At 74.3% G+C, this 2,563-nt stretch carries 3 protein-coding genes; all 3 read left to right on the forward strand.

Annotated elements, in window-relative coordinates; genetic code table 11:
• Positions 1–61: 61 nt before the first annotated feature.
• Entirely contained in the window at positions 62–1,042 is a 981-nt protein-coding gene (locus HW577_RS23535; RefSeq protein ID WP_198378536.1) for a tripartite tricarboxylate transporter substrate-binding protein, read from the forward strand.
• Positions 1,043–1,130: 88 nt separating this feature from the next.
• Positions 1,131–1,961, forward strand: a complete 831-nt coding sequence (locus HW577_RS23540) for an NADPH-dependent oxidoreductase (protein WP_232475195.1) — start codon at positions 1,131–1,133, stop codon at positions 1,959–1,961.
• A gap of 63 nt (positions 1,962–2,024) precedes the next feature.
• Positions 2,025–2,563: glycosyltransferase family 39 protein (locus HW577_RS23545; protein ID WP_198378537.1), on the forward strand; the 539-nt coding region annotated here is incomplete at its 3' end.

Below are 2,563 nucleotides of genomic sequence, written 5' to 3' on the forward strand. Positions count from 1 at the left end.
CCTGGCGCGGCTGGCCGTCCAGGCCCTATGTCGGCGGCAAGCACAGGGAGGACTCCGCGCCATGACCTTCGCCATCGGCCGCCGCGCCGCGCTCGGCCTCGCCGCCACCCTCGCCGCCGCTGGCGCGGCGCGGGCCCAGACCGTGCAGCGGCCGGCCCGCATCATCATCGGCTTCCCGCCCGGCGGGTCCTCGGACGTGGTCGCGCGGCTCTATGCCGAGCGGCTGCGCGGGCTCTACGCGCCCTCGATCGTCGTGGACGGGCGCGTGGGCGCCGCCGGGCGCATCGCGGTCGAGTTCGTGAAGGGCGCCGATGCCGATGGCCTGACCTTCCTGCAGACGCCGGCCTCCATGCTCACGCTCCAGCCGCACGTCTTCCCGCGGGAGGTGCGCTACGACGCGCTCACCGACCTCATCCCGGTCTCGACCGTCTGCACCTATCCCTTCGCCTTCGCCGTGCCGAAGGACCATCCGGCGCAGAGCCTGCCGGCCTGGATCGACTGGGCGAAGGCGCAGCGGGGGGAGATCCCCTGGGCCTCGCCGGCCGCGGGGTCCTCGCCGCACTTCATGGGCATCGTGCTCGGCCGCCGCGCCGGCGTCACGATGAACCACGTGCCCTATCGCGGCGCGGCGCCGGCGGTGCAGGACGCGATCGCGGGGCGGCTCGCCTGCTTCATCGGCGTGCTCGGCGACGTCTCGACCCATCACGGGCAGGGGCTGCGGCTGCTGGCGGTCTCCTCCGCCGCGCGCAACCCGCGCTTCCCCGACGTGCCGACCTTCGCCGAACTCGGCCATGCCGACCTCAACAAGGACGAATGGTTCGGCGCGCTGCTGCCGGCCGGCACGCCCGCGCCGCTGGTCGATGGCCTGCACCGCGCGATCCGCGCCGCCGCCGCGACGCCGGAGATGGTCGCCGCGCTCGACCGGCTGGAATACGCGCCCACCACCTCCGACACGCCGGCCGCCTTCGCCGCGCGCATCCGGGCCGAGCGCGACGACTGGGCCCGCATCGTGCGCGAGAGCGGCTTCCGACCGGAGAACTGACCGCCCCCGGGGGGGTGGCGCGCCACGCCGGTCTGGACGCGCCGCGCCCCATCGCTACCTTCCCGCCATCCTTTGGGGGACCACCGAGATGGACGGAACGCAGATGGAAGGGCGCGGCGCCGCGCTCACGGCCCGCTACGGCGCGGGCGCCGAGCCCAAGGCCGGGCCGTGGAACGACACGATCGCGCTGCTGCTCTCGCACCGCTCGGTGCGCGGCTACCGGCCCGACCCGGTGCCGGACGGCACGCTCGAAACGCTGGTCGCCGCGGCACAATCGGCCGCGACGTCCTCCAACCTCCAGACCTGGTCGGTCGTCGCGGTCGATGACCCGGCGGTGCGGAAGGAACTCGCCGAGGTCGCGGGCAACCAGAAGCACATCGAGCAATGCCCGCTCTTCCTGGTGTTCCTCGCCGACACCTCGCGCAACGCCCGGCTGGCGCAGGCCGAGGGCACGGAACTCGCCGGCCTGCCCTTCCTCGAATCCTTCCTCGTCGCGTCGATCGATGCCGCGCTCGCCGCGCAGAATGCGGTGGTGGCGGCGGAAAGCCTCGGCCTCGCGAATGTCTATATCGGCGCGCTACGCAACGACGTGACGCGCGTCGCGCGGCTGCTCGGCCTGCCGCCGGGGGTGGCGCCGGTCTTCGGCTTGTGCGTCGGCTATGCGGCCGAAGGGCGGGAAGGGGAGGTGAAGCCCCGCCTGCCCCAGGCCGCGGTGCTGCACCGGGAGCGCTACGATGCGGACGATGCCGGCCACCGCGCCGCCTACGATCCGCGCATGGCGGCCTTCTCCGCCCGCCACGAGATGGCGGCGGACAGCTGGACGAAGCGCGTCATCGCGCGCCTGGGCACGATGAAGGCCCTGCACGGGCGGGACCGGCTGAAGGACGCGCTGGTCGCGCTCGGCTTCCCGCTGCGCTGACCGCCGCCGGCGTGTGATCCGCCGCTGCTGCGACGGGCCCCGCCTTCAGGTATGATCGTTCCGATGTCGGATCGACAAGGAACGTTATCGGAACGGGACAAGATGGGGCTGGCGGCGCTGCTGCTGGCCGCCTTCCTGCTGCGCCTGCCGGGGCTTGCCGGCGACGCGCCCTGGATCGACGAGAGCGCCAGCATCGGCCTTGGCGGGTTGCCCTGGGGCGTGGTGTTCGGGGAGATGGCGCGGATCGAGGCGAGCCCGCCGGGCTACTACGCCATCGCCGGGCTGCTGGGCCGGCTCGGGCTGGAAGGGCCGGTGCCGCTCCGCCTGCTCTCGGCCGCCGCCGCCGCGCTCTCGGTCCTGCCGTTCTTCCTGGTCTGCCGGACCGCCTTCGGCCTCCGCGCGGCCTGGCTCGCGGCCGGGATCGTCGCCCTGCAGGCGAGCCTGATCCGGCACGGGCAGGATGGGCGGACCTATGCGCTGCTGTTCCTGCTGTTCTGCTGCGCGCTGCTGGCGGCGCTGCGGCTCGTGCTCGCCGCGCGGGCGGGGCGGGGCGGCATCGCGGCGGGGGCGCCGCTCGCGCTCGCGCAGGGCGGGATGCTCTG

It is taken from the genome of Neoroseomonas rubea (assembly GCF_016106015.1).
Classification (GTDB): Bacteria; Pseudomonadota; Alphaproteobacteria; order Acetobacterales; family Acetobacteraceae; genus Neoroseomonas; species Neoroseomonas rubea.

What these genes read in the sequence shown, in the direction of transcription:
- HW577_RS23535 (WP_198378536.1), top strand. Translation starts at nt 62, where the DNA reads ATGACCTTCGCCATCGGCCGCCGCGCCGCGCTCGGCCTCGCCGCCACC.
- HW577_RS23540 (WP_232475195.1), top strand. Translation starts at nt 1,131, where the DNA reads ATGGACGGAACGCAGATGGAAGGGCGCGGCGCCGCGCTCACGGCCCGC.